We start from the raw sequence: 19,013 nt of genomic DNA, 5'->3' as shown, positions 1-19,013 counted from the left end.
GCGGCTCAGCCGAGCCGGTCGAGCGCCTGCGCGAGGTCGGCAATGAGGTCCTCGACGTCCTCGATGCCGACCGACAGCCGGATCAGGTCGGCGGGGACCTCGAGCTCGGTGCCCGCGACCGACGCGTGCGTCATGCGAGCCGGGTGCTCGATGAGGGACTCGACGCCGCCGAGGGACTCTCCGAGGGTCCACAGCTGCGTCTCGCCGCAGATCTTCACCGCGACGTCCTCGCCGGCCTTGACCTGGAACGAGATCATGCCGCCGAACCGCTTCATCTGGCGCTTGGCGACCTCGTGACCCGGGTGGGACTCCAGCCCGGGGTAGTGCACGGCGCTGACCGCCGGGTGGGCGCTGAGGAACTCGACGACCCGCTCGGCGTTGTCGCTGTGCTTCTCCATGCGGATGGCCAGCGTCTTCAGGCCACGCAGCACGAGCCACGCGTCCATCGGTCCCGCGACGGCGCCCATCGAGTTCTGGTGGAACGCCACCCGGTCCGCCGCGTCCTCGAACCCGGGCACGGCGATGTCGCGACCCACGACGACGGCGCCACCCACGACGTCGGAGTGGCCGCCGCAGTACTTGGTCGTCGAGTGCGTGACGACGTCGGCGCCGAGGCTGAGCGGCTGCTGGAGGTAGGGCGACGCGAACGTGTTGTCCACCACCAGCAGCGCGCCCGCCTCGTGGGCGACGGCGGCGAGCGCCGCGATGTCGGCGATCCCGAGCAGGGGGTTCGTCGGCGTCTCGACCCACACGATCTTGGTCTGTCCCGGGCGGATCGCGGCGCGGACGGACTCGACGTCGGCGATCGTCGCGATGGAGTGCTCGACCCCCCACGTCGTGAGCACCTTGTTGAACAAGCCGGTAGGTGCCGCCATACGCATCGCTGGGCACGACCACGTGGTCGCCGGGCTTGAGCAGGGCGCGCAGCACGGTGTCCTGCCCGGCGAGCCCGGACGAGAAGGCGAACCCGCGAACGCCACCCTCGAGCGCGGCGAAGCACTCCTCGAGCGCGGTCCGGGTCGGGTTGGCCGAGCGGCTGTACTCGTAGCCGCCGCGGAAACCGCCGATGCCGTCCTGCTTGTAGGTCGACACCTGGAAGATCGGGGTGATCACCGCTCCGGTGCCAAGGTCAGGCTCCTGGCCGGCGTGGATCGCACGCGTGGAGAAGCCCGCTACGTCAGGGGTACCGCTCTGCTCGTTCATGCGGGCAAGGCTAACGCGGCGCGGAAACGCCGATGGAGGAACACCCGCGCCCCTGCTCACGTTGGACCGGGCGTGATATTCGGATCGCGCGCCAAGACCACCATGCCCACCGCGGACACCGCCCTGCGGGGCCGCGAGGTCCGCCCCTTCCAGATCGCCCGGGACCACGCCGTCCTGCACACCCCGGTGGAGGGGCCGTGGCCCGACGGCACGGAAGTCCTCTACATCGCGATGGGGTGCTTCTGGGGAGCCGAGCGGATCTTCTGGCGGCTCCCGGGAGTCGTCACCACGGCCGCCGGCTACATGGGTGGCCTCACCCCGAACCCGACGTACGAGGAGACCTGCACGGGTCAGACCGGCCACGCCGAGACCGTCCTCGTCGCGTACGACCCCGAGGAGACCACCCCTGAGCTGTTGCTCAAGGAGTTCTGGGAGAACCACGACCCCACCCAGGGCAACCGACAGGGCAACGACGTCGGCACGGCATACCGGTCGGCCATCTACTGGACCACCCCGGAGCAGGAGCGGGCGGCCCACGCGACTCGGGACGCGTTCCAGAAGGTGCTCACGGACAACGGCTTCGGCACGATCACGACCGAGCTGCGGTCAGCGCAGGACGCCGGGACCTTCTACTACGCCGAGGACTACCACCAGCAGTACCTGTTCAAGAACCCTGGCGGGTACTGCAACCACGGGCCGAACGGCATGACCTGCCCCGTGGGGATCGTCAAGCAGGACCAGCTGCCCTCGCAGCAGAGCGTGCTGTCACCGCAGGCCACGACAGACTGAGCCCGACCATCGTCCGCGTGCGTTGCGCGGGCGGGTCAGCAGTAGCGGTACCCGACGCCGACGGACGTCCAGGCGCACGAGTGGACGAGCGTCCCCGCGGAGTTGCGCAAGTATGCCGTGTCGCCCGTGTTGTTCCAGATGTACCAGGAGTGGTTGTAGTAGCGGTTGGTGGCCGTCGCCGTGCCCTTGCCGGTCCGCACCGCGACCGTTGCACCGGCACGCAACGTGAAGGTCGGGAACCGGTAGGTGTAGCCGGTGCGGTCCCTGAGGGTCCAGCCGGTCAGTGACCTCGCGGTGGTCGTCGTGTTCTTGATGACGACGTACTCGGAGTTGAGGCTGGCGTTCGTCCCGGTGTCGGGCCCTGGTGAGTCGTACCGGACGAACGAGATCTTCACCGCCGGCGTGGTGGCGTCGGCCGATCCCGGGGCCGCCACGGCGCCGACCCCGACGGTCAAGCCCATCAGGCAGAGTACTGCTGCGGCACGGCGAAGGCGGGACATGCGACCGACCCTACGCACGCACGGCGCCCGGAAAATCCACCGAAAGTACGATCCTGGAGCTCAAGGACTGTCGTGGGGCCGCTGGCCATGGCCGCGCCCGGGCGATCAGCTGACCAGGGCGATGAGCAGGTCCGCGCGGGTCAGCACACCGACCGGCTTGCCGTCCTCGACGACCATGATCGCGTCGTGCTTCTCGAGCTCGATACGCGCTGCGCTCACCGGCTCGCCGGCGCCCACGAGCGGCAGCGACGGCTCCATGTGCTTCTCGACGGAGTCGGTGAGGTGGGCGCTGCCGTTGAAGAGCGCCTCGAGCAGGGCGCGCTCACTGACCGAGCCCGCCACCTCGCCGGCCATCACCGGCGGCTCGGCCTTGACCACGGGCATCTGCGACACCGAGTACTCGTGGAGGATCTCGATGGCGTCGCGGACGGTCTCGGTCGGGTGGGTGTGCACCAGCGCCGGCAGGTCGCCGGCCTTCTGGTGGAGCACCTCGCCGACGGTCGTCTGGTCGACGGTGCGCATGAAGCCGTAGGAGCTCATCCACTCGTCGTTGAAGATCTTGGACATGTAGCCACGGCCGCTGTCGGGCAGCAGCACGACGACGACCGCGTCGGCCGGCAGGTCCTCGGCGGCGCGCAGGGCGGCGACAACGGCCATGCCGCACGAACCGCCGACGAGCAGCCCTTCCTCCTTGGCGAGGCGACGCGTCATCTCGAACGAGTCGGCGTCGCTCACGGCGATCACCTCGTCGACCACGGCCGGGTCGTACGCGGTCGGCCAGAAGTCCTCGCCCACGCCCTCGACGAGGTAGGGCCGGCCGGTGCCACCTGAGTAGACCGAACCCTCAGGGTCCGCACCGATGATGGTCACGCGCCCGCCGTCGCGGTCCTGCGAGGCGTCGCGCAGGTAGCGGCCGGTGCCGGTGATGGTGCCACCGGTGCCGACGCCGGCGACGAAGTGCGTCACCCGGCCGTCGGTGTCGTTCCAGATCTCCGGACCCGTGGTCTCGTAGTGCGAGGCCGGGCCGTTCTGGTTGGCGTACTGGTTGGGCTTCCAGGCGCCCTCGATCTCACGGACCAGCCGGTCGGAGACCGAGTAGTAGGAGTCCGGGTGGTCGGGCGCGACGGCGGTCGGGCAGACCACGACCTCGGCACCGTACGCCTTCAACACATCGCGCTTGTCCTGGCTCACCTTGTCGGGGCACACGAAGACGCAGTGGTAACCCTTGCGCTGGGCCACCAGGGCCAGGCCGACCCCGGTGTTGCCCGAGGTGGGCTCGACGATCGTTCCGCCGGGCTTGAGCTCACCGGACTCCTCGGCCGCCTCGACCATCTTGAGCGCGATCCGGTCCTTCACGGAGCCGCCGGGGTTGAGGTACTCGACCTTGGCGAGGATCGTCGCGGCAACCCCCTCGGTGACCGAGGTGAGCTTGACGAGGGGCGTGTTCCCGACGAGGTCGGTGATGTGCTCTGCATACTTCACGGCGCCATCCTCTCAGATGGTGGACAGCGCTCCCGCAAACGGCTGAGCCCCGGGGCCGCCCCGCGCGCACCATCGAGGTCAGGGGCAGGCATCCTTGGGGGCACGACATGTCGGCATCGGGCGTTACCGTCACTGGGTCGAGCGACGACCGAGTCGAGCGGTGGAGCGACCACCGCGTCGAGCAAGCGAAAGGATCCGCCATGGGCCGAGCGCGACGCGCACGCAAGATCGCCGCCACGGCGGCATACGGCGGTGGTGGGCTCGCCGCCGGGATCGGCGCGGTCGGCATGCTCGGCTACGGCCTGCTCAAGGCCGAGGCGCGCGTGGCGCGCAGGCTCGTCGGCCAGCCCTTCGAGGGTGCTCCCGACGACAACGGCACCTATGGCGCCGGCGCCGGGGACCCCGTCGAGCTCCTCGTGCTCGGCGACTCGTCGGCCGCCGGCATGGGCGCCGACCACCGCTACCAGACGGTCGGGGCCATCATCGCCAACGGCGTCTCCGCCCTCACGGGGCGCCCTGTCCGCCTGACCAACACCGCGGTCATCGGCGCCGAGTCCTCGGGCCTCGAGCTGCAGCTCGCCAACGCGCTCGACCAGGTCCCCCGGCCGCACGTCGCGGTGATCATGATCGGCGCCAACGACGTCACCCACCGGATCGACAAGTCCGTCGCAGTGCGCCACCTCGAGGACACCGTGCGCCGCCTGCACGAGCTGGGCACCGAGGTCGTCGTCGGCACCTGCCCCGACCTCGGCACCATCCAGCCGATTCCCCAGCCGTTGCGGCTCCTGGGGCGCCGGTGGTCGCGCGACCTCGCGGCGGCCCAGACGGTGGCCGTCGTCGAGGCCGGCGGTCGCACGGTCTCCCTGGGCGACCTGCTCGGGCCCGAGTTCGCCGAGCGACCGCACGAGATGTTCAGCGCCGACCGCTTTCATCCCTCACCTGCGGGCTACGCGCGGGCCGCCGCAGCCCTGCTCCCGAGTGTGTATGCCGCGCTCGGCGTGTGGGCCGGCGCGCCCACCGACGAGCGGGTGCCGGACACCCGGCGCGGCGAGGGCGTCGGTCCGGTGGCCGTGGCGGCTGAGTACGCGGTCCGCGACCCCGGCACCGAGGTCAGTGCGACCGAGATCGCCGGCCAGAGCCGAGGTCCGCGCGGCCGCTGGGCGGTGTTGATGCGTCGTCCGCACAAGGCTGTGCCCGACCGCCAGGACGAACGGGTCGAGGCCGACGAGATCGACGCCACGGACTTGGTCACCGTCGACGATGCAGTGGCGAGCTACGGCATCGAGGGCGACGGCGTCGGCGAGAGCGAGAGCAACGCCACACCGCCGGACCCAGCCGCACGGCATACCATCGACACCGACTAAGCGGCCGCTCACCTGGCGGCCCCTCGACGAGGAGGAACCCCCGTGACCGAAGCCGTGATCGTCTCCACCGCCCGCACGCCGATCGGGCGTGCCTTCAAGGGCTCGCTCAAGGAGATGCGGCCCGACGACCTGTCGGTGCAGGTCATCTCAGCCGCGCTGGCCAAGATCCCCGAGCTCGACCCGACCCTCGTCGAGGACCTCTACTGGGGGTGCGCCGAGCCCTCCGGGCGGCACGGCTCCAACATGGCCCGGGTCATCGCGGTGCTCGCGGGGTTCGACGGCCTGCCGGGCTCGACCATCAACCGGTTCTGCGCGTCGTCGGTGCAGACCACCCGGATGGCCTACCACGCGATCAAGGCCGGCGAGGGCGACATCTTCATCTCGGGCGGGGTCGAGTGCGTGTCGCAGTACACCAACTTCGCGGGGGCTGGCGGGTCGAAGGCTGACGACATGAACCCGCGGTTCGCCGACGCGGCCGCGCGCAGCGTGCAGATCGCCACCGAGAACCGCACCTGGACCGACCCCCGCGAGGAGGGCCTGGTGCCCGACGTCTACCTCACGATGGGGCAGACCGCCGAGAACGTCGCGACCCTGCGCGGGATCTCGCGCGAGCGCCAGGACGAGTGGGGCGTCTCGAGCCAGAACCGCGCCGAGAAGGCCATCGCCGACGGCTTCTTCGCGCGCGAGATCGCACCCGTCACCCTGCCCGACGGCACCGTGCTCAGCAAGGACGACGGCCCCCGTGCAGGCGTCACGCTCGAGGCGCTCCAGGGCCTCAACCCGGTGTTCCGCGAGCAGGGCACCATCACCGCCGGCAACTGCTGTCCCCTCAACGACGGTGCGGCCGCCCTGGTCGTCATGAGCGACACCAAGGCGGCGGAGCTCGGGCTGACCCCGCTCGCCCGCGTGGTCTCCACCGGCGTCTCGGGGCTCTCGCCCGAGATCATGGGGCTCGGGCCCGTGGAGGCGTCGCGCCAGGCCCTCGCCAGGGCGGGCATGACCATCGACGACATCGACCTCTACGAGATCAACGAGGCGTTCGCGGCGCAGGTGCTGCCCTCGGCCGACGACCTGGGCATGGACTTCGACAAGCTCAACGTCCACGGCGGGGCGATCGCCCTCGGCCACCCGTTCGGGTCGACCGGAGCCCGCATCACGACCACGCTGCTCAACGGCCTCGAGGCACGCGACGGCCAGTTCGGCCTCGAGACCATGTGCGTCGGTGGCGGCCAGGGCATGGCGATCATCTACGAGCGCCTCAGCTGAGCCCCACCTCGGGTCGAGGTGAACTCGCGGGGAGCTTTCGGCGAGTTCACCTCGACTCGGCGTGGAATGCCACGCAGACCTGGTCCATGAAGGCGTCGGGCATCAGCCGGAGGCCCATCAGGGTCATCCGGAGCACCCGATCACCCCTGATGACCACAGCGTTCTGCCGGAACTGGTCGTCCGTCGGCGCCATCCCCCAGGTGTGCTGCGATCCGTCGATCTCAACGACGAGCCCGATGCCGTCCCACCGCGCATCGAGGTAGACAGAGCCCCGCGGGCCTCGGCGCACGGCTTGCCTCGTGGGTTCCGGGAGACCACGCGCCCGACAGAGGCCGGCGAAGTCCAGCTCGCCCAGGGACTGAGCGCCGTCGGCGATGTCGCGGGCGACGGCGTTGACGAAGGCCCGCCGGTTCCGGCCTGGGACCCTGCGAACCGCGTCGAGCAGCTGGGCCCCAGTGACCATCCGCTGCTGCACCGGCATGACGAGCAGCAGGGCGGCCTGCCGGTTGCTCACCGCCCAGTGCGCGGCGCGCACCGCCGCGACCGCGGGGACGGTGCGGGGTATGCCGGCCAGCGCCAGCTCTCCATCGACCCGGCGGATCACCTTGTGGAGCCGAATCCCTTCGAGTGGCTTGAGCCGCGCGGTGTGCTTGACCGACACATGGACCTCGTCGTCGGCATAGCCACGCAGACCACTGGCCTGGAGTGCGGTCACTCCATCGAGCGCGGCCACGCGATGGCCCACCTCCCAGATCGCCCGCCACCGTTGAGCCCGCGGGCTGAGCGGAGCCGTGTGCAGCGCCACGGTCTGACGCCCGTGGATCGCCCATCGGTCTGCCGCAACCTGACGTGCGACCGCATCTCGATCCCAACCATGCTCACGCAGCACGGCGCGCGGCAGGACGCCGTCGGGTGCGAGGTCCCGCAAGGTCGAGCGCTCCGTGCGGACGATCGAGGGCATTGTCGAAGCATGGTGGCTCGCCACGTTGCCAGCCGCTCGGTATCCACAGGTCCCCCCGGTCGAGGTGAACGCGCCGGTCCCCACCGGCGAGTTCACCTCGACTGCGGGTATGCCGCGTCAGCCCAGCGCGCGGCGGAGTGCGGCGAGGCGGGCCCCCAGGTCCGCTGGGGCTCCCGCCTCGCTCGCGTCGTAGACCAGGACGGTGAGCTGGTCCATGAGCACCTCAGGCCCGAGATCGGGCACCGCACGGCCGGCGAGGGCGTCGAGGAGCTCGCGAACGGCCGGCATACGCGACTGCGCGTGGTCCAGCGGCAGTTGCTGCCACCGCTGGACCACCCGCCGGAGCTCTAGCGAAACCTCCTGAGGCACAGGGGATTTCGGCGGCACGTCAGTTGCTGCGCATGCGGCCCAGCAGCCGCAGGATCTCGAGGTACAGCCAGACCAGCGTGACGATCAGGCCGTGGGCCAGCAGCCACGAGTACTTCTCGGGGGCACCGGCTGAGATCGCCCGGTCGATGGAGTCGAAGTCGACGGCCAGCATCGCCGAGGCGAGCCCGATCGCGAAGATCGACACGAAGAAGCCCAACGGACCGGTGCCACCGATGCCGAACGTGTGGTTGCCGATGACCGCGTAGAGGAAGTTGATCAGGGCGAAGACGGCGTAGCCGATGACCGCCATCGTGACGATGCGACGGAACTTCGCGGTGACCCGCACCAGCCCGGTCTTGTAGGCCAGCAACATGCCGGCGAACACCGACAGCGTGCCGAGGACGGCCTGGGCGACGATGCCGTGGAAGACGTCGGTCTGGCCGATCGGGTCGAACCGCAGGCTGTAGAACTGGCTGATCGCGCCGACGAACAAGCCCTGGCCCGCGGCGTAGACGAGGATGAGCGGCACGCTGATGGTCTTGCGCAGGGCGATGACCAGGCCGAGCCCCAGGATGATCGCGATGCCGCCGATGACCAGGAGCGGGCCGTACGTGGGGGCGAGCTGCCACCCGACGACGGCCCCGACGATCACCAGGGCGAAGAGTCCGGACGTCTTCATGACGACGTCGTCGAGCGTGAGCCTGCGCATCTGCACCGGCCCCGCCGAGGGCTGGTTGTAGAGGTCCTGGAGCTGCTGGGGAGTCAAGCCGTCGCCTGCGCCACCTGCAGCCGACGCCGGCCGCTCCGGGGCCCCGCCGAACCCGGCATACCCCTGACGGGATTCCTTGTCGATCCGGTCGAACACCGGGTTGCTGGCCATCTGTCGTCCCTCCTGGACCTCGGTACGGCTATGCAGAACGCCGCTCATTCCAGAGTACGTGGGGAGAGCCCTCGGAGTTCCCGCAGTGTCCCCCATCGGCATGACGCGATGCCGGGCCCGATGCCCGAGTTCAGCCCCCCGAGCGCCGTTCAATACTCGGTAATCCGCTCAATCGAAGGCAGGCGAGAGCCATGGGCATCGACGACGAGCAAACATCACTGGCGTGGGGGCGCATCGTCCTGCTGCTGGTGGCGGGGTTGCTGGCCCTCATCCTTCCATTCGTCCTGGTGACCCGGTTCCTGAACACCAGCGCGACGGCGGGGGGCTCGACCGGTCCACCGACGGCGGCCGGGTCAGGCGCGGCGCACGGGACCTCGGGCTCGGTCGCCCACCCGGTGGCGTCGACCGCAAGCGGGAAGGCCAGCTCGGGCGCGACCACGACGGGTGGCGCTCTCGACGGCGCCACCGAAGCGTGCCGGCTCGCGAACCTGCGCCAGCAGGCCGACCTCGCGGCGGCGGCGGTGTCCCTCGAACAGTTCCAGAAGCACATCGACGCGATGAACCTCCTGGTCGCCGGGAAGATCACCTTGGCGGTCGCCAGGACCTACTGGGAGCAGAGCCGGGTCGATGCGGGCGCGAAGGCGGCGGCGTTCCGCACTGCTGACAAGGCGCTGAGCACGAGCAAGGCCGACTGCCCCGAGCTGGGACCGACCGCGGCCTGCTCGGCCCCGATGGCGCAGGTCAATGCGATCTCGGCCTGCGTCAAGGCGACCCGCGCCCGGGTCGCGGTGCTCGAGCGGGCGAGGAGCGCGATCACGACCTGGGAGCACCACATCCAGGACATGGACATGTTCCGGGCGGGGCACCTCACCGCCAGCCAGATGGGGGCCATGTGGACACAGTCCTGGAAGACGGGCCAGGGCCAGGTGGACACCTACTCGGCGGCGCTGCTGGCCGCGAACCTGGTGAAGTGCCCGCTGACCTGAGGTCAGGCCAAGATCGCGCAAGGTCACGCTGGGTGCCCCCGACGGGGGTCGAACCCGCACCGGTGGCGATTTTAAGTCGCCTGCCTCTGCCAGTTGGGCTACGGGGGCGCGCCCAGTATGCCGCCGCCGCGCACCGTCCGAGCAGAGACCCACTGCCCAGACCACTGCTGCCATCATTGCGGGGTGACCGATGACCCCCGCGCCACCCTGACCCGAAAAGAGGGCCGGGCGAGCTCCGAGCGAGCGACCCTCGACAGCCTGCTCGACGAGGTGCCCGTAGGCGTTCTGTCGACCGTGGTCGACGGTATGCCGTGGTCGGTGCCCATGTTCTTCGCCCGCGACGGCGACCGGGTGCTGCTCCACGGCTCGACCGGTGCGGGCGCCCTGCGCCAGGTGAGCGACGGTGCGCCGGCGACCCTGACGGTCCTCTCGCTCGACGGTTTCGTGGTCGCCTTCAACGCCTTCGAGTCTTCTGCGAACTACCGCAGCGCTGTGCTGCGCGGGACGTTGCAGACCCTGTCTGGGCCCGAAGCAGCCGCCGGGCTGGAGACGCTCACCGACCGGCTGTTCCCCGGTCGCACCCGCGAGGTCGTTCCGAGCACGACGAAGGAGCTCTCGGCCACGGTCTGCCTGAGCCTGCCGATCGCCGAAGGGTCCTGGCTCTACAAGTGCCGCGAGGGCGGGTCGGAGCCACCTGACGGTGAGCCGACGCGGGCGTGGACGGGCGTGGTGCCGCTGCGAGTGACCGCTGGCGAGCCTGAGCGAGATGCCTGGAACACCAGCGGCGCACCGGTGCCCGACTCGGTCCACGCGATCCTGCGCGCCTACCCCCGCTGAAACCGGAACACCCCCTCGCGACGACCGGCTGCCACCCCCGTGCCGAGGCGGCGTCCTAGACCTGGCCGACCCTGCGCGACGCCCGTTCGTTGAGCCGCCGGTGACCGGTGGCCTGCAGCTGGATCGCGGCTCGCGCCAGCGGCGGCACGTACCGCAGCGCGCGCCAGCTGAGGTGGGCCAGGAACCCCACCGGGATGACCGCCTTGTTGGCGGCCAAGCCGTCGACCGCGCGCTTGGCGGTGAGCTCCGGGGTGAGGAACTTCGGCTGCATCAGCCGCACCCGCGACCGGACGCTGCCGCCTGCGAAGCTGGCCGGCGCGGCATACACCTCGTCGAGCAGCGGGGTGTCGACGAAACCCGGGCACAGCACGCTGACCTTCACCCCCTGGCTCGCAGCCTCGGCGCGCAGCGCCGTCGACAGCCCGACGACCGCGTGCTTGGTCGTCGTGTACGGCAGCATGGCCGGGGCGGGGATGAGCCCGGCGAGCGAGGCCGTGTTGAGGATGTGGCCGCTCCCCTGGGCGCGCAGGTGCGGGTATGCCGCGGTCACGCCGTTGATCACGCCGCGCAGGTTGACGTCGATGGCCTTGGCCCAGTGCCGCTCGTCGAGCTCCTCGAGCAGGCCGCCGATGGCGACCCCGGCGTTGTTGACCATGACGTCGAGCCGACCGTGCTCGGCGACGACCCCGTCGACGAGGCTCCGCACCGCCTCGGCGTCGGCGACATCGACGGTGGCCGCGACTGCCGAGGGCCCGAGCTCGCGGGCTGCCGTCTGCGCGGCAGTCCCGTCGAGGTCGGCGATCACCACGAGGCTGCCGCGGGCGACCAGCTCGGCCGCGATGGCGCGGCCGATGCCCGACGCAGCACCGGTGACGATCGACACCTGCGGTCGAAACGACTGAATAGTCTTACGCATCAACGGACTCCCTGTCCTCGGCGGGCACCTGCACGATCTCGAACTGCGCATCGTCGACCCGACGGGTGCGCCACCAGTACCCGATGGTCGAGCCGGGCCAGGTCGAGGTGTTGTGCCCGAACCGGTCGAGGTACCAGCTCCGGCATCCGGTGGCCCACACCGTGTGCTTGGTCCGGCGCAGCATCTCCTGGGTGAACGCCGCCTGGGCGCGCTCGGTGACGACCCGGGCCCCGGCGCGACCGCGGTCGAGGCACTGCAGGACGTACCCGGTCGCCAGCTCGATCATGAGCACCACGGAGTTGTGACCGAGCCCGGTGTTGGGGCCCAGCAGAAGGTAGAGCTCGGGGAAGCCCGCCACGGTGATGCCGAGGTTGGTGTGCATCCCGCCAGCCCAGGCCTGCGCCAGCGACCTGCCACCCAGGCCGGTCACGTCGATGCGCTCGAAGCTGCCGGACACATCGAAACCTGTCCCGAGCACCAGGGCGTCGACCGTATGCCGCGTGCCGTCGGCGGTGACCACCGCATCGCGCTCGACGCGCACGATCGGCTCGGTTACCAGCGACACGTCGTCGCGCTCGAACGTGGGCCAGTAGTCGTTGGAGAGCAGGATGCGCTTGCACCCGATGGTGTAGTCAGGCGTGAGCTTGGCCCGTAGCTGCGGGTCGCTCACCGACGAGCGGAGCTCACGCAGGGCCATCCGCTCCACGAGCCGCGCCAACGACGGGAAGCGCACGAAGAACGGCGCCCGCGCCTCGAGCGCCCAGTAGGTGCGCCAGCGCACGGCGCGCTGGAGGGCCGGCCAGCGGCGGAAGCGGCGCTGGCGTCCCGGGCTCCAGTCCTTGTCGTGCTTGCTCAGGATCCAGGCCGGGGTGCGCTGGAAGACGGTGGTGTGTGCGGCGCGCACGGCGACCTCCGGCAGGAGCTGCACCGCGCTCGCGCCGGTGCCGACGACTGCCACCCGTGCCCCGTCCAGGCCGTCGTCCTCGGGCCACTGGGCCGTGTGCATGACGGCGCCGTCGAAGTCGGAGAGCCCCTCGATGTCGGGCAGCCTCGGCTCGTGCAGCGCGCCGACGCCCAGGACGAGGGCGTCGCAGGTCCAGCCGCGCCCGTCGGCAGCGGTCAGGCTCCAGCGCCGCGCGCGCTCGTCATAGTTCGCCGAGCGCAGGTCGGCGCCGAACACGACGCGGTCGCGCACGGCATACCGGTCGGCGACGTCACGCAGGTAGGCCCAGATCTCCGGGGCGGTCGCGAAGTCGCGCGACCACGAAGGGTTCTGGTCGAAGGAGAACGAGTAGAGCCGTGAGGGCACGTCGCAGGCACACCCCGGGTAGCGGTTGTCGCGCCAGGTGCCACCGACGTCGTCGGCCTTCTCCAGGAGCACGTAGTCCTGGTCGCCCCGCTGCGCCAGACGGATGGCCATGCCGAGGCCGGAGAACCCGGTGCCGACGATCACGACCCTGTGGTGGGGTACGGTCATGCGGGCTAACTTACCATGGGTAAGTTGATCGGGCGAGACGCTACGATCGCCGCGTGAGCCCTGCATCCCCCACCCCGGTCCGCAAGCGGATGCCGCGCGCCCAGCGCGAGGAGCAGATCCTCGTCGCGGCCGAGCAGGTCTTCGCCGAGCGCGGCTACCAGGCCACCACCATGGAGGAGGTCGCCGACCGGGTCGGGGTGACCAAGCCCCTGATCTACGAGTACTTCGGCTCCAAGGAGGGCCTGCTGTCGGCGTGCATCACCCGGGCCCGCAGCCAGCTGCGCGAGGCGACCGAGGCCTCGTGGGCCGCGACCGGGCCGGACGCCCCGCTGGGCGAGGTCTTCCGGGCGGGCGTACGCGCATTCTTCGACTTCATCGACGAGCACGCCACCGCGTTCGTGCTCATCCAGCAGGAGGGCGCGATGGCGTCCCAGGCCAGCCCCCTCATCGAGAGCATCCGCGCGCAGCAGTCCGATGCCACGGCCCGCGCGCTCGCCGGCGCGCCAGGGCTGGGCGAGGTGCCGGACACCCTGCTCGAGGGGTATGCCGAGGTGATCGTCGGCGCGTGCGAGCGGGTCGCGGTGTGGCGCACCCGGCGCCCCGAGATCACCGCCGAGGACGCGACGGACCTGGTCGTGTCGGCGGTCTGGGGCGGCCTCGGGACGCTCTTGCCGCGCACGACCCCCACGACCTGACGGGCGTTCAGGCCCCGCTCGGGCGGCGCTCAACCGCCGTCCTGGGACACCAGCCCGCCGCGCAGCATCGGTCCGGCGAGCAGCGTCGTGATCGCTGACGGCAGGTCGCTGCCGTCGAGCAGGGCCGCCACGACCAGCTGCTCGTCGTGCGTGCCGGCCAGGCCGGAGTTCGGGTCGGGGATGGCGGCACCACTCACGGCACTGAAGTACTGGGGCAGCGCCGAGAAGCTCGGGTTCGAGCTGTAGCCCCCGATGTTGTCCGTGCCGTCGTCGAACTTCTTGCCCGGGACCGGTCGTGCCTGGGAGGTGTTCGGCGTCGGGAGCAGCCCGCAGGAGGCCGGCCGGTGCTCACCCCAGCGAGGCTCCTCGCCCGGGTGGTAGCCGGGTCGCTGCGGCGAGGTCTCGATGGTCAGGTGGAAGGTGTTGTGACGCCACGCGCCATCGATGCGGGGCAACCACTGGACCAGCGACTGGGTGAAACAGGGGTATTGCAGGGAGTACTTGGCGAACACCGCCACCGTCGGGCGCTGCACCCGACCCACCTGGATGATCCGCTCACCATTGGCATCCAAGAAATCCGCCGTCGTGTTCGCAAACCCCGCCGTCCCCGCCAAGAACCCCGCCAGCGCATCCCTACGCTGCACGATCGTCGTATTCGTCGTGATCAAGTTCGTCGCCGCCCGCACCAACGCCGGCGCCGCCACCGCATACGTCGACGCCAGATCCGCCAACCCCGAAATATCCGCCTGGATCACCGGCATCTTCGGGTTCAACGCCTTGAAATACGAATCCACCAACACCAGGCTCTGACCCAGCCGGGTCCCCCGACCATCCAACGCCGACGCCAACGCATCCAACGTCGCCGCCAGCTTCTCCGGCCGCACCGTGCGCAACAACGGCAACAGGTCCGCAAACACCTTCTCCAGCTCGATCGCCACCGACGTCCGATCCTGACCGATCGTCGCCCCCGCCACGATGTGCCCCACCCCAGCACGACCCGCCTCCGGCGACACCAGATCCACGAACCGCTCACCGAACAACGTCTTCGGCAACAACCGCGCCGTCACATCCGCCGGGATCAACGGCACCAGATCTGGGTCGAGCGCCAGGTCCAGCCGGGCACCGGTGGCGGTCGTCTCGATGCCCCGCACCTCACCGACCACCAGCCCCCGCAGCTTGACGTCGGAGGAGGTCTGCAGCTGCGACCCGATCCGGTCGGTCAGGAGGCTCACGTGGACCACGGGGCTGAAGGCCTTGACATACGACGCGACGGCAAAGGCCATGAGCAGTCCGACGACGAGCAGGAACGCCAGGCCGTAGGCACGGTCACCGAGGCGGGCCAGCGGGCCACGGGCCGGGCCTAACGGGGAGATCGGGGTCGTCGGCCGCACGGCAGCGTGGAGCCGACCGGGAGTCGCGGACTCCGGGTCACCCGCCGGTCGCATGCGTTCGTCGTCGACCGTGGTCATCACCCCTCGCTGCGTGATGGACGTCACCCGGGCAACGACCAAGTGGCCGTGAGGTTACGGCTCGTGGCCCGACATCCCGTCCCGAGTTCGACCCTCAGCGCGCGAGGGACAGCGCGATGCCGTCGAGGATGTCGTGCTCGGAGGTGACCACCCTCGTGACCCCCTGGGCCGCCAGCCGCAGGACCACCTGGCGCCAGACCAGCGCACCCGCCCCGATCACGTCGACGCGACCTGGGTGCATGAAGCCCAGTGCCGCCCGCTCGGCCCGGGTCAGGTGCAGCAGCGACTCGCACGCCGCGACGACCCGCTCGGGTGGCAGCTCGGTCAGGTGGATCAGGTCGGGGTCGTAGGAGCGCAGCCCGAGCGCCTGGGCCGTGATCGTGGTGACACTGCCGGCCAACCCCACCAGCGAGCCGATCCCAGTGAAGTCGACCTGGTCGGCCGCCTGGTCGATGGCCGCGTCGATGTCCCGAACCGCCGCGTCGATCTCTGCCTGCGTGGGTGGGTCCGAGTGGAGATGGCGCTCGGTGATGCGGACGCAGCCGATGTCGACCGACCGGGCCGACTCGACCACGGTCTCGCCCCGGACGAACTCGGTGGAGCCGCCACCGAGGTCGACCACGAGGAACGGCCCCGGTATGCCGCGTGCGCGCAGGTCGCCAGTGGCCCCACCGAACGACAGCGCGGCTTCCTCGTCGCCCGAGATGACCTCAGGCGCGGCGTCATAGTGCGTGAACGCCTCGCGCACGCCCTCGACGAAGTCGGCAGCGTTGCTGGCGTCGCGGGACGCCGAGGTGGCCACGAACCGCACCCGGGTGACGCCGAGGTCGCGGCACTGGCCGGCATACTCGCGGGTCATCGCCAGGGTGCGGGACATCGCCTCCGGAGCGATCTGGCCGGTCCGGTCCACCCCGTAGCCCAGGCGGACCACCTCCATGCGCCGCAGCACATCGGTGAGGACCCCGGTCGCCGCGTCGACATCGGCGACGAGCAGCCGGATCGAGTTCGTGCCGCAGTCCACGGCGCCCACCCGGGTCACGGGGTGGCGGGCTCGTCGCCGCCGCTGGCGGGGGACGCACGAGCCGCCGGTCCACCAGTCGTCGAGCCGGGCGAGGGCCTCGTCACCGAGCGGGTTCACCCCGGGCCCGACGGCGAGGGAGTGGGCTACGAGGACGTGTAGGCACTTGACGCGGGTGGGCATGCCACCGGCCGAGATCCCGGCGATCTCGGGGACCTCGCCGAGGCCGGAACGCCGGGCCAGGTAGTCCTCGTGCGCCGCGGCATACCGCTCGGCCAGCTCGGGATCGGCGGCGAGACGGTCGGTCATGTCCTTCATCAGCCCGGTGGACTCGAGGGTGGAGATGGCGCCGGTCAGCTTGGGGCAGGTGGCATAGAACGTCGTGGGGAACGGCGTGCCGTCGGGCAGCCGGGGCTCGGTCTCCAGGACGTCGGGGTGCCCGCAGGGACAGCGGTGGGCCACCCCGGCCACGCCACGGGGCGTCCGGCCGAGCTGGGCATGGACGGCGTCGAGGTCGGCCGGCGAGGGCAGGCCCGACCCCTGGGGCCCCAGGTACTCGCTCACTTCGCGGGCGCGATGGCGGCGGGGCCCGAGTCGGCGACGCGCACCGACTCCCACAGCTGGCCGTACCACGGGTGGTCGCTGCTCGCGGCAGGCGCCGCGGCGACGCCGGGCTCGGTCCGGGCGGCCGGCCGGCCGTCGATCACGGTGTAGGACTTCTCGCCAACCTTGACGAACTTGAGGCGCTCACGAGCCTGCTGGACGACGTAGGCCTCGTCGTTCCAGCGGGCCTGCTCCTTCTGCAGGCTCGTGACGTCCGTGCGCTGGGCGGCGACCTGGTGGCGCAGCGAGTCGATCTGCCCCTGCTGGCGCAGGTAGGACCGCAAGGTGGGCACCAGCGTCACGGCGAGCAGCACGAGGATCGACGCGAGCACGACCGACCGCAGCACAGCCCGGGAGGCGCGGCGCTCCTGCGCGCCCCGCGCGGCCACGGCCTTGCGCATCGCGCCTGAGGCGGTCGCCCGGGAGCGGCCGGGGCCCGCGCCGGGTCGGGCGGCCGCCGAGCGAGGCGTGCTGGGCCGCCCGGCGCCGCTGGCCCGGGGCACGGCGGAGCGGCGGGTGGTGGGACGCCCGCCACCACTGCCCTTGCCGTGTCCTGTGGTTGCCACTGGTCGCCGTCCTCCCCGCCCGGTGCCCGGCCTCAGGCCTTCGGTGAGAAGCGGGGGAAGGCGCCGGCGCCGGCATACATGGCAGCGTCGTCGAGCTCTTCCTCGATGCGCAGCAGCTGGTTGTACTTCGCGACGCGCTCGGAGCGGGCCGGGGCCCCGGTCTTGATCTGGCCGCAGTTCGTGGCCACGGCGAGGTCGGCGATGGTGACGTCCTCGGTCTCGCCGGAGCGGTGGCTCATCATGCAGCGGTAGCCGTTGCGCTGGGCGAGGTCGACGGCGTCGAGGGTCTCGGTCAGGGAACCGATCTGGTTGACCTTGACGAGCAGCGCGTTGGCCGTGCCCGAGGCGATGCCGCGGGCAAGCCGGGCGGGGTTGGTGACGAAGAGGTCGTCGCCGACGATCTGGACCCGGGAGCCGAGGCGGTCGGTCATCGTCTTCCAGCCGTCCCAGTCCTCCTCGTTGAGCGGGTCCTCGATGGAGACGAGCGGGTAGGAGTCGACCAGCCCGGTGTAGTACTCGACCATCTCGCCGGACGTCTTCGCGACACCCTCGAACTGGTAGGTGCCGTCCTCGTTGTGGAACTCGCTCGCGGCGACGTCGAGAGCGAGCGCGATCTGGGTGCCGGGCTCGTAGCCGGCCTTCTCGATGGCCTCGAGGATGAGGTCGAGCGCGGCGCGGTTGGACTCGAGGTTCGGCGCGAAGCCGCCCTCGTCGCCCAGCCCGGTGGCCAGGCCCTTGTCCTTGAGGACGCCCTTGAGCGCGTGGTAGACCTCGGCGCCCCAGCGCAGTGCCTCGCGGAAGGACTCGGCGCCGATCGGCGCGATCATGAACTCCTGGATGTCGACGTTGGAGTCGGCATGGCTGCCACCGTTGAGGATGTTCATCATCGGCACGGGCAGGACGTGGGCGTTGGGGCCACCGACGTAGCGGAACAAGCGGCAGACCGGCGGACTCGGCGGCCGCCTTGGCCACGGCCAGCGAGACGCCCAGGATCGCGTTGGCGCCGAGGTTCGCCTTGTTGTCGGTGCCGTCGAGACCGAGCATCACGCCGTCGACGATGCGCTGCTCGCTGGCGTCGTAGCCGACCAGCTTGGGGCCGATGTCGTCGAGCACCGCGTCCACAGCCTTCTCGACGCCCTTGCCGAGGTAGCGGCCCTTGTCGCCGTCACGGCGCTCGACCGCCTCGAACGCGCCGGTGGAGGCGCCGGAGGGCACCGCCGCGCGGGCGATCGTGCCGTCGTCGAGGGCCACCTCGACCTCGACCGTGGGGTTGCCGCGCGAGTCGAGAATCTCGCGAGCGCCTACTGCCTCGATGCTGGCCACTGCTTCTCCATCGTCTGGTGCCGTCGGATGCACCACCGAGCGCGCGGCGGGAGGTCCCACCGGATGCGCGGGGTACGAGTCGAGGCTACCTGCCCGGGCCCCCCGGACCGGACAGCGACCCGCGTCCGCACGGCCAGGACGAAGGGATGCCAACGGGATGCCGAGTCCTTACCAGAGCGCCCGGACTCCTGACACAACCTTGACGGTCCACAGACCGATGGCCGCCACAGGCAGTTGTTGACTTCCCCCACCACTGACCGTGGCCCACCAGCCGGAACGACCCCCACACGGGACCAGGTCGCCCCGGGA

At 70.8% G+C, this 19,013-nt stretch carries 16 protein-coding genes, 1 tRNA gene and 2 pseudogenes; 6 read left to right on the top strand and 13 right to left on the bottom strand.

Annotation, left to right across the window (positions count from 1 at the left end; translation table 11 throughout):
- Positions 1 to 5: 5 nt before the first annotated feature.
- Positions 6 to 1,203 (bottom strand): annotated as a pseudogene (locus GKE56_RS16200) (cystathionine gamma-synthase).
- Positions 1,204 to 1,305: 102 nt separating this feature from the next.
- Here GKE56_RS16200 and msrA point away from each other — a divergent pair.
- Positions 1,306 to 1,992, top strand: a complete 687-nt coding sequence (gene msrA, locus GKE56_RS16195; RefSeq protein WP_154685421.1) for a peptide-methionine (S)-S-oxide reductase MsrA — start codon at positions 1,306 to 1,308, stop codon at positions 1,990 to 1,992.
- 35 nt (positions 1,993 to 2,027) lie between these two features.
- On the opposite strand, the gene GKE56_RS16190 is transcribed toward msrA, so the two are convergent.
- Both GKE56_RS16190 and GKE56_RS16185 read right to left on the bottom strand, forming a co-directional pair.
- Positions 2,028 to 2,492 carry a lamin tail domain-containing protein gene (locus GKE56_RS16190; protein WP_230209041.1) on the bottom strand — a complete coding sequence of 155 codons (465 nt, stop codon included), beginning with the start codon at positions 2,490 to 2,492 and terminating at the stop codon, positions 2,028 to 2,030.
- Positions 2,493 to 2,597: 105 nt separating this feature from the next.
- Positions 2,598 to 3,974: a cystathionine beta-synthase gene (locus tag GKE56_RS16185; protein ID WP_154685420.1), complete on the bottom strand. Its 1,377-nt coding sequence runs from the start codon at positions 3,972 to 3,974 to the stop codon at positions 2,598 to 2,600.
- Positions 3,975 to 4,174: 200 nt separating this feature from the next.
- Here GKE56_RS16185 and GKE56_RS16180 point away from each other — a divergent pair, with 200 nt between their 5' ends.
- Both GKE56_RS16180 and GKE56_RS16175 read left to right on the top strand, forming a co-directional pair.
- Complete coding sequence (locus tag GKE56_RS16180) at positions 4,175 to 5,338, top strand: SGNH/GDSL hydrolase family protein (protein WP_154685419.1); 1,164 nt, start codon at positions 4,175 to 4,177, stop codon at positions 5,336 to 5,338.
- Between the two features lie 42 nt (positions 5,339 to 5,380).
- Complete coding sequence (locus GKE56_RS16175) at positions 5,381 to 6,604, top strand: acetyl-CoA C-acetyltransferase (protein WP_154685418.1); 1,224 nt, start codon at positions 5,381 to 5,383, stop codon at positions 6,602 to 6,604.
- A gap of 46 nt (positions 6,605 to 6,650) precedes the next feature.
- Here the strand turns inward: GKE56_RS16175 and GKE56_RS16170 are convergent, their stop codons facing one another.
- From GKE56_RS16170 to GKE56_RS16160, 3 genes are all read right to left on the bottom strand, one after another.
- Positions 6,651 to 7,565: a hypothetical protein gene (locus GKE56_RS16170; RefSeq protein ID WP_154685417.1), complete on the bottom strand. Its 915-nt coding sequence runs from the start codon at positions 7,563 to 7,565 to the stop codon at positions 6,651 to 6,653.
- Between the two features lie 117 nt (positions 7,566 to 7,682).
- Positions 7,683 to 7,853, bottom strand: coding sequence for a hypothetical protein (locus GKE56_RS17720; protein WP_230209040.1), 171 nt, complete (start codon positions 7,851 to 7,853; stop codon positions 7,683 to 7,685).
- Positions 7,854 to 7,953: 100 nt separating this feature from the next.
- Positions 7,954 to 8,814, bottom strand: a complete 861-nt coding sequence (locus GKE56_RS16160; RefSeq protein ID WP_154685415.1) for a Bax inhibitor-1/YccA family protein — start codon at positions 8,812 to 8,814, stop codon at positions 7,954 to 7,956.
- A gap of 191 nt (positions 8,815 to 9,005) precedes the next feature.
- Here GKE56_RS16160 and GKE56_RS16155 point away from each other — a divergent pair, with 191 nt between their 5' ends.
- A complete protein-coding gene (locus GKE56_RS16155) occupies positions 9,006 to 9,800 on the top strand; it encodes a hypothetical protein (protein WP_154685414.1) in 795 nt (264 codons plus the stop codon).
- A 33-nt stretch (positions 9,801 to 9,833) separates the two neighbouring features.
- Here the strand turns inward: GKE56_RS16155 and GKE56_RS16150 are convergent.
- A tRNA-Leu gene (locus tag GKE56_RS16150) sits at positions 9,834 to 9,908 on the bottom strand.
- A gap of 75 nt (positions 9,909 to 9,983) precedes the next feature.
- Between GKE56_RS16150 and GKE56_RS16145 the strand changes: the two genes are divergently transcribed.
- Entirely contained in the window at positions 9,984 to 10,637 is a 654-nt protein-coding gene (locus GKE56_RS16145) for a pyridoxamine 5'-phosphate oxidase family protein (protein WP_230209039.1), read from the top strand.
- A 55-nt stretch (positions 10,638 to 10,692) separates the two neighbouring features.
- Here the strand turns inward: GKE56_RS16145 and GKE56_RS16140 are convergent, their stop codons facing one another.
- On the bottom strand, positions 10,693 to 11,553 hold the full coding sequence (locus GKE56_RS16140; RefSeq protein ID WP_154685413.1) for an SDR family oxidoreductase: 861 nt from the start codon (positions 11,551 to 11,553) through the stop codon (positions 10,693 to 10,695).
- A complete protein-coding gene (locus tag GKE56_RS16135; RefSeq protein ID WP_154685412.1) occupies positions 11,546 to 13,030 on the bottom strand; it encodes an NAD(P)/FAD-dependent oxidoreductase in 1,485 nt (494 codons plus the stop codon). Before GKE56_RS16135 ends, GKE56_RS16140 begins: the two co-directional genes overlap by 8 nt.
- Positions 13,031 to 13,083: 53 nt before the next feature.
- Between GKE56_RS16135 and GKE56_RS16130 the strand changes: the two genes are divergently transcribed.
- On the top strand, positions 13,084 to 13,725 hold the full coding sequence (locus GKE56_RS16130) for a TetR/AcrR family transcriptional regulator (protein ID WP_230209038.1): 642 nt from the start codon (positions 13,084 to 13,086) through the stop codon (positions 13,723 to 13,725).
- A 29-nt stretch (positions 13,726 to 13,754) separates the two neighbouring features.
- Here the strand turns inward: GKE56_RS16130 and GKE56_RS16125 are convergent, their stop codons facing one another.
- From GKE56_RS16125 to eno, 4 genes and pseudogenes are all read right to left on the bottom strand, one after another.
- A complete protein-coding gene (locus GKE56_RS16125) occupies positions 13,755 to 15,194 on the bottom strand; it encodes an MCE family protein (RefSeq protein ID WP_230209037.1) in 1,440 nt (479 codons plus the stop codon).
- 94 nt (positions 15,195 to 15,288) lie between these two features.
- Positions 15,289 to 16,776, bottom strand: coding sequence for a DUF501 domain-containing protein (locus GKE56_RS18440; protein ID WP_154685411.1), 1,488 nt, complete (start codon positions 16,774 to 16,776; stop codon positions 15,289 to 15,291).
- Positions 16,773 to 17,381, bottom strand: coding sequence for a septum formation initiator family protein (locus tag GKE56_RS16115; protein WP_154685410.1), 609 nt, complete (start codon positions 17,379 to 17,381; stop codon positions 16,773 to 16,775). The genes GKE56_RS18440 and GKE56_RS16115 overlap by 4 nt, the downstream gene beginning before the upstream one ends.
- A 32-nt stretch (positions 17,382 to 17,413) precedes the next feature.
- Positions 17,414 to 18,704, bottom strand: a pseudogene (gene eno, locus GKE56_RS16110) (phosphopyruvate hydratase).
- Between the last annotated feature and the right edge of the window lie 309 nt (positions 18,705 to 19,013).

The sequence above is a fragment of the Nostocoides sp. HKS02 genome, assembly GCF_009707485.1.
Classification (GTDB): Bacteria; Actinomycetota; Actinomycetes; order Actinomycetales; family Dermatophilaceae; genus Pedococcus.
This window is presented reverse-complemented; position numbering and strand designations above follow the sequence as displayed.

Excerpts from the sequence above, each read along its gene's own strand:
- msrA (WP_154685421.1), top strand. The coding sequence starts at position 1,306 with ATGCCCACCGCGGACACCGCCCTGCGGGGCCGCGAGGTCCGCCCCTTC.
- GKE56_RS16190 (WP_230209041.1), bottom strand. The coding sequence starts at position 2,492 with ATGTCCCGCCTTCGCCGTGCCGCAGCAGTACTCTGCCTGATGGGCTTG.
- GKE56_RS16180 (WP_154685419.1), top strand. The coding sequence starts at position 4,175 with ATGGGCCGAGCGCGACGCGCACGCAAGATCGCCGCCACGGCGGCATAC.
- GKE56_RS16170 (WP_154685417.1), bottom strand. The coding sequence starts at position 7,565 with ATGCCCTCGATCGTCCGCACGGAGCGCTCGACCTTGCGGGACCTCGCA.
- GKE56_RS17720 (WP_230209040.1), bottom strand. The coding sequence starts at position 7,853 with ATGCCGGCCGTTCGCGAGCTCCTCGACGCCCTCGCCGGCCGTGCGGTG.
- GKE56_RS16160 (WP_154685415.1), bottom strand. The coding sequence starts at position 8,814 with ATGGCCAGCAACCCGGTGTTCGACCGGATCGACAAGGAATCCCGTCAG.
- GKE56_RS16155 (WP_154685414.1), top strand. The coding sequence starts at position 9,006 with ATGGGCATCGACGACGAGCAAACATCACTGGCGTGGGGGCGCATCGTC.
- GKE56_RS16140 (WP_154685413.1), bottom strand. The coding sequence starts at position 11,553 with ATGCGTAAGACTATTCAGTCGTTTCGACCGCAGGTGTCGATCGTCACC.
- GKE56_RS16135 (WP_154685412.1), bottom strand. The coding sequence starts at position 13,030 with ATGACCGTACCCCACCACAGGGTCGTGATCGTCGGCACCGGGTTCTCC.
- GKE56_RS16125 (WP_230209037.1), bottom strand. The coding sequence starts at position 15,194 with ATGACCACGGTCGACGACGAACGCATGCGACCGGCGGGTGACCCGGAG.